The sequence below is a fragment of the Sphingomonas rosea genome (assembly GCF_039538065.1).
GTDB lineage: Bacteria > Pseudomonadota > Alphaproteobacteria > Sphingomonadales > Sphingomonadaceae > Sphingomicrobium > Sphingomicrobium rosea.
This window is the reverse complement of record NZ_BAABBR010000001.1, coordinates 2668699-2675604: the sequence shown is the minus strand read 5'-3', so window position 1 is coordinate 2675604 and position 6906 is coordinate 2668699. Positions and strand designations below refer to the sequence as shown.

6 protein-coding genes are annotated in these 6906 nt (G+C 67.9%); 4 read left to right on the top strand and 2 right to left on the bottom strand.

The features are described 5' to 3' along the window. Positions 1-1531, top strand: a 1531-nt coding sequence (locus ABD693_RS13210; protein WP_344697541.1) for a DUF7507 domain-containing protein, incomplete at its 5' end; no start/stop codon positions are given. Positions 1532-1588: 57 nt separating this feature from the next. Here ABD693_RS13210 and ABD693_RS13205 read toward each other — a convergent pair. Further along, positions 1589-2491, bottom strand: coding sequence for a diacylglycerol/lipid kinase family protein (locus ABD693_RS13205; RefSeq protein WP_344697540.1), 903 nt, complete (start codon positions 2489-2491; stop codon positions 1589-1591). A gap of 49 nt (positions 2492-2540) precedes the next feature. Between ABD693_RS13205 and hemB the strand changes: the two genes are divergently transcribed. Genes hemB through ABD693_RS13190 form a run of 3 tightly spaced genes read left to right on the top strand, consistent with a single transcriptional unit; the run spans position 2541 to position 6363 of the window. Next, on the top strand, positions 2541-3530 hold the full coding sequence (gene hemB / locus ABD693_RS13200; protein ID WP_344697539.1) for a porphobilinogen synthase: 990 nt from the start codon (positions 2541-2543) through the stop codon (positions 3528-3530). A 47-nt stretch (positions 3531-3577) separates the two neighbouring features. Beyond that, positions 3578-5785 (top strand): fused MFS/spermidine synthase, encoded by a 2208-nt coding sequence (locus ABD693_RS13195; RefSeq protein ID WP_344697538.1) that lies wholly within the window; start codon positions 3578-3580, stop codon positions 5783-5785. Continuing rightward, positions 5782-6363, top strand: coding sequence for a GNAT family N-acetyltransferase (locus ABD693_RS13190; RefSeq protein WP_344697537.1), 582 nt, complete (start codon positions 5782-5784; stop codon positions 6361-6363). The genes ABD693_RS13195 and ABD693_RS13190 overlap by 4 nt, the downstream gene beginning before the upstream one ends. On the opposite strand, the gene ABD693_RS13185 is transcribed toward ABD693_RS13190, so the two are convergent. Next, on the bottom strand, positions 6360-6860 hold the full coding sequence (locus ABD693_RS13185) for a hypothetical protein (protein ID WP_344697536.1): 501 nt from the start codon (positions 6858-6860) through the stop codon (positions 6360-6362). The genes ABD693_RS13190 and ABD693_RS13185 overlap by 4 nt on opposite strands. Positions 6861-6906: the final 46 nt, after the last annotated feature.

The window sequence follows — 6906 nt, the reverse complement described above, 5'->3', positions numbered from 1 at the left end:
CTCGAGCCCGCTCGTCTACAATCCGGACTTTTCGGTCGTGAAGTCGGTGGCCTCGATCACCGGCGGCACCTATGACGCGGGGACCAAGCTGTGGACCGCCGACAGCGCGGGCGACAAGGTCAACTACACGATCGCCGTGCAGAACCTCGGCAACATCACGCTGACCGGCTTCACCTACAGCGATCCCAATGCCGACGGCGGCACGATCACCTACGTCAGCGGCGACACCGACGGCGACAATGCGCTCGACGTGGGCGAGACGTGGACCTTCTCGGCGGTGCACACCGTCACCCAAGGCGAACTCAACTCGAAGGGGACGAACGACGCGGGCGCGCTCGACACCGACGGCGACACCGACAACAAGGTCACCGTCGACTTCGCCGAGACCAGCGAGAAGAGCGCCTCGACCGTCAGCCTGCTGAGCTACGCGCCCGGCATCGACCTCGTGAAATATGTGTCGGTGACGGGCAAGGACGGAAGCTACGTCGACGCCAACACGGCCGCGCTCGGGCCGCAGAACGTCAACATCGGCGCGCCGGTGTTCTTCCAGGTGACGGTCGAGAACAAGGGCATCATCGACCTCACCAACGTCAAGATCACCGACCTCAACACGTCGAACGGGGGCAATGTCTCGGTCACCCTGTTCGAGAACAAGACCCTGCTCGCGGGCGCGATCCTCGCGGGCGATACCGACAGCGACGGCATCCTCGACGTCGGCGAGAAGTGGACGATCACCTACAGCCAGCCGTTCGACAGTGGCCAGCACGTCAACACCGCGACCGTGACCACCGCGGAAAATGTCACCGACAGCGATGCGGCCTATTACTACAGCATCGTCAACACCGGGCCGGGTGTGCGGACGCCGGGCTTCTGGGGCTCACCCAATGGCCTCGAATTCTGGGACGGGGTCGCAAACAACGAGAGCAAGGGCGGGATGACCGGCTTCGCCAAGGGCGAGCTCACCTATCTCGTCGACAGCAACAACGACGGGGTGCTCGACAGCAAGGGTCTGCTGCTCGGCGACCTCGACAAGGACGGCATCACCGACCTTGGCGAGAACACCTTCTACGTCAGCCTGTCGGACGCCAAGGCGCTCATCAATGCGTCGAGCAAGCTCGAGAACAGCGATGGCGCGGTGAAGATCGGGCGCGACGCGGTGGCGACCTGGCTCAACTATCTCGCCGGCAACAGCCTCGGCACCGACAGCGACGCCAAGAGCCCGCTCACCTACCTCAACGACGGCATCGACTTCCTGCAGGCTTGGGCCGGCAAGGCGGGGCCGGTCGGCGGGGGCGGCGAGGTCTTCGACGCGTGGGACAGCAACCACAAGGCGGTGAAGACCAACAGCAGCGCCTGGACGGGCGCGGGCGAGGGCGGCAACTACAGCGGCGACGCCATCCACAATGCGCTCGATTACTACAACAACTTCGGTCAGACCTCGTACGGCGGGTTCAAATATGCCGACGATGGGGACGATGGCGGCTTCCTCAAGGCGCTCGCCGCCTCGCAGTCGACGCTGCACATCATCTGACCCGGTAGGCGGGTAACGCGCCGCCGATCCATCAAGGTCGGCGGCGCGTCAGTCCGATCAGGCCGCTTTCTCGCGGGGGGCGGCCACCCAGATGGCACTGCGGGCGACGGTGACCGTCACCGGGGTCTTGGTCGACAGTTCACCGTCGATCGAGATCTTCTGCCGCGGCCGGGCTTCGACGTAGAGCTTGCGACCGCGATATTCGGTGTAGGTCTGGTCGCGCGAACGAAGCTTGAAGAGGGTTGCGAACCAACTCCAGCCAAGGCCGAACAGGCTCTTGCCCGTCACGGCCTGAACCACGATGTCGCCCGACTGGAGGCCGGCGTTCTCGATCAGTTCGACCCCGCCATGGTAGTTGCCGTTGGCAATCCTGACCTCGGTCGCCCATGCCTTGTGCACTGTGGTGCCGTCATCGACGCGGAGACGGAAGGGGCGGAAATTGAAGGCGACCTTCATCGCCCACATCATGTAACCGACGACCCCCAGGTAGCGCTTGAGATTGTGCGGGACGGTTTCGGCGATCATCGGCGACAGGCCCATGGCGGCGGCATTGACGAAATAGTCACCGTCGATCGCGCCGAGGTCGATCCGCAGCTTGCGTCCGTTGGCGATGGTGTCGATCGCGGCATCAAGGTCGGGGCCGAAGCCGAGGGTGCGCGAAAAGCTGTTGGCGGTGCCGAGGGGAAGGATCGCGAACACCGTCTCGGTGCCGAGGAAGTCGTCGACGGTCGACGAAAGACTCCCGTCGCCCCCGCCGACGATGATCATCGGCGGCTTCTTGGCCAGTGCATCGCGGACCTTGTCGCCCATCGTCGTCGGATCTTCGACCGCATGGGCGTCGATGAGTTCGACGCCTTTGGCGGAAAGCGTCGCACAGGCCTTTTCAAATGCGTCCGCGCCGCGCCGGCTCTTGGTGTTGACGATGAGAATGGCCTGTTTCGGCAGCGTATCGTTGGACATGGCCTCCTCAATGCTTGGAAGTCGGCTGTGGTGCCGCCATAAACCGCGCATGACCGCAACTTTTCCCGCGCTGCGCCTGCGCCGTGGCCGTTCCTCGCCTTGGATGCGGGCCATGCTCGCCGAGCACCGGCTTCATCCGAGCGACTTCATCCTGCCCCTGTTCATCTGCGAAGGGCAGGGTTGCGAGGAACCGATCAAGGCGCTTCCGGGCGTCAGCCGCTGGACGGTCGACCGGATCGGGGCGCAGGCGAGGGCCGCCGCGGCCCTCGGCATTCCCGTGGTGGCGCTGTTTCCGAACACGCCGGGACACCTGAGGACGATGGGCGCGGAGGAAGCGCTCAACCCCGACAATCTCATCTGCCGGGCGGTCAAGGCGGTGAAGGACGCCTGCCCCGAAATCGGGGTCCTCACCGACGTCGCGCTCGATCCCTATACAGAGCACGGGCATGACGGGCTGGTCGACGAGGCGGGCTATGTGCTGAACGACGACACCAGCCGGATGCTCACCCAGCAGGCGCTGGTCCAGGCCGAGGCGGGCGCAGACATCGTCGCGCCGTCGGACATGATGGATGGGCGGATCGGCGCCATCCGGGCCGCGCTCGAGGACGCGGGCAAGCACAATACCGCGATCATGGCCTATGCCGCTAAATATGCCTCGGCCTTCTACGGCCCATTCCGCGAGGCGGTCGGGAGCGGCGGACGGCTCAAGGGCGACAAGCGCACCTACCAGATGGATCCGGCCAATGCCGCCGAGGCGCTGCGCGAGGTGGCGATGGACATCGCCGAGGGCGCGGACATGGTGATGGTGAAGCCGGGACTTCCCTATCTCGACATCGTGTCGGCGGTTCGCAAGCGCTTCGAGGTGCCGACCTTCGCCTACCAGGTGAGCGGGGAATATGCGATGATCGAGCATATGGCGGCGGCCGGCGGGGGCGAGCGCGACGCGCTGATCCTCGAGACGTTGCTCGCCTTCAAGCGGGCGGGGGCGAGCGGGATCCTGACCTATCACGCGATGGATGCGGCCCGCCTGATCGGCTGACGAACACTTTTGGTTAACGGGTCGTCAGCCATGCTTGCGCGGTAAAGGTGGGGGATGAATTGGCGACGATCGCGACACAGATGACGACTGGCAGCCGGACCGCGCCGCGCTGGCTGTTCACCGCGACCATCTTTCTCGGCTCGTTCCTGCTGTTCCTCGTCCAGCCGATGCTGGCGCGGATGGCGCTGCCCAAGCTCGGCGGCGCGCCCGCGGTGTGGAACAGCGCGATGCTGGTCTATCAGGCGCTGCTGCTCGCGGGTTACGCCTACGCCCACTGGCTCGGCCGGTTCGGCTCGCGGACGCAGGTCGTGGTCCATCTCGCGGTGCTGGCGATCGCGGCGCTGACCTTGCCCCTGTCCCTGAACGGCGCGACTCCGCCCGCGACGGCCGAGCCGCTTCTGTGGGTGCCGTGGCTGCTGCTGATCTCGGTCGGGCCCCTGTTCTTCGCCGTGTCCGCGCAGGCGCCGCTGATGCAGCGCTGGCTGGGCTTGGGGGGCGGCGATCCCTATCCGCTCTACGTCGCTTCGAACCTCGGCAGCTTCTGCGGGCTGCTCGCCTATCCTCTGCTGCTCGAGCCGCTGATCGGGGTCGCGGCGAACAGCCTGTGGTGGTCGTTAGGCTATGGCGGGCTGATGCTGCTCGTCGCGGCCTGCGGGATCCCGCTCATCCGCAGCGACCTCGCGCCCATCGCCGCCGCGCCCGGCACGCGTCCAGGCTTCCGCCGCCTCGCCCGCTGGGCGCTGATCGCGGCGGTGCCCTCGGGGCTGATGCTCTCGACGACACAGCACCTGACCACCGACGTCGCGCCCATGCCCCTGCTGTGGGTCATCCCGCTCGGCCTCTACCTCCTGAGCTTCAGCATCGCCTTTTCCGAAAAGCGTGCCGGCGCCGAACTCGCCCGCATGGCGGCGCCGCTCGCGGTGGTCGCGGCGGTCAGCACCATGTTCATCTCGGGCGGCTGGCTGCTGCTCGCCTCGGTGCTGCTCGCGATCCTCGCCATGTTCATCATCGCGACCGCGCTCCACGCCCGCCTCTACGAAGAGCGGCCCGAGCCGGCGCAGCTCACCATCTTCTACCTCGCACTGTCGGTCGGCGGCGTGCTCGGCGGCCTGTTCTGCGCGCTCCTCGCGCCGCTCGTCTTCAACTGGACGTGGGAGCATCCGCTGCTGCTCCTCGCTGCTGCTTTCCTCCTCGGCAAATGGCAGCCGCTCCCGACGCTGCGCGAGAAGCTCGCCAGCCCGAAGGCCGGCAACATGATCGCCCTGCTGGCGCTTGGCCTGATGGTGGTCGCGGCGGTGCTGATCATGACCGGCAAGCCCGCGCTCCTGCCGATGGTCGCCGCGCTCCTGACCGGCGTCTCGATCCTAGCGCTTGGCCGTCGCACCCTGTTCGTCGCCGCGGTGGCGCTGACCTTCCTCGTCGCCGGCGGGCTCGAGCGATTGTCGGAGAGCTTCACCCCCGGCCGCCTGACGCGCAGCTATTTCGGAATCTACCGCGTCACCGATACGCCGGGCGCGCGGCTCATGGCGCACGGCACCACCCTCCATGGCGTCCAGCTCACCGGGTCGCGCGAGCGCGAGCGCACGCCCACCACCTACTACTGGCGCGGCTCGGGTGTCGGGCGGGTGATGGCGAACGTGCCCGCGATCGCCGGCGCCAATGCCCGCGTCGGAGTCGTCGGCGTCGGGCTCGGCACGCTCGGCTGCTATGCGACGCCGGGCCAGCGCTGGACCCTGTTCGACATCGACCCGACCGTGGTCGACATCGCCAGATCCTCCTCCTTCCGCTTCCTGTCGGACTGCCTGCCCGACGCGCCGGTGGTGATCGGCGACGCGCGACTCCGGCTCGCCACCGTCGCGCCGGCAAGCTTCGACGTGCTGGTGATCGACGCCTTCTCGTCCGACGCCATCCCGATGCACCTTCTCACCCGCGAGGCCTTCGCGGTCTATGCGCGCGCGCTCCAGCCGGGCGGGCTGCTCATGGTCCACATCTCGAACCGCCACCTCGACCTCAGGCCCGTGATACGCGGCGGCGGTGCGAGCGCGGGCATGAAGGGCATGATCGCCATCGTGCCGGGTGACCGGACCGTCTACGGCGCCAACTCGGTGTGGACCGCGCTGTCGGCCGATCCGGCGGTGCTCGAGCGGGTCAAGGCGACCGGACCCGACGTCTGGACTCCGCTTCCGACCAATCGCGACATCACCTGGACCGACGACCATGCCTCGATCCTCCCGCTCCTCGGCAAGCCGCAATGACGCAGGTCATCGCGACCACCGACCGACTGCGCCTGCGCGAATGGGGTGAGAGCGACGAAGGGCGCTTCTATGCCGTGATGAACGATCCGGCGGTGATGCGCTGGCTCGGCGGCGTGCAGACGCCCGAGCAATGGCATGCCGTCGTCGAGCGGCTGCTCGGTTACCAGCGCGAGCTCGGCTTCACCTTCTGGATCGTCGAGCGACTCGAGGACGACGCGCTGCTCGGCTGGTGCGGCTTGAAGCGGATCAACTATCCCGGCGCGCCCAATGCCGGCGAGATGGAAGTGGGCTGGCGCTACCGCGAAGACGCGTGGGGGCAGGGGATCGCCAAGGAGGCGGCCATCGCCGCGCTCGACCTCGCTTTCGGCCGTTTCGCGAGCCCGTCGGTGGTAGCGGTCACTTTCCGCGAGAACGAAGGCAGCTGGGGGCTGATGGAGCGGCTCGGCATGACCTACGAGCCGGCGCTCGACTTCGTCGACCCGCGTTACGCCAATTACGGCCCGACCAAGCAGTGGCGGATCGAAGCCGCGGACTGGCCGGCGGCGCGGGCCGCGGCCTTGGCGCCGCGCGCGGGCTAGCGCAGCCGCGCCTGGAGGACGCTCAGCTCTTCGCCCTGGCGTCGATCGAGCTCCGACAGGCTGGCGGCCGCCTCGCGCGCCGCCGCGATATCGCGCGGCACGAGCCGCCCGCCGCTAACGATCCGAGCTGAGATCAACCGATCGAAATCGCCCAGAGCGGTGGTGAAGGGCTCGCGGGCCGCGACCGCGACCGAGACCAGCTGCTGCGCCGAGATCCAGCTTTCGCTGTCCCGCGCACCGGCGCTGCCCACGGCCGAGCGCGCGGTCGCGATCGCCGGCTCGGCCCGTCCCGCCGCCGCCCGGGCGCGCGCAAGCGCGTCCTGCAACTGGGCAAGCAGCGCCGGATCGGCCGGCAGTTCACCCGACCGGTCGATGATCGGCAGGCGCGGGTCGATCGCCTCGGCCGCGCGCGGGGCCAGCGAGGGCGGGCTTCGCCCGTCGGAAGCGCAGCCGGCGAGGGCGGCGGCCAGGAGCAGGGCGGGGAGGGCAAGGCGCATCAATTCCCATTAACAGCGCCAAGCGGCTCAACAAGGGGTTGCGCGG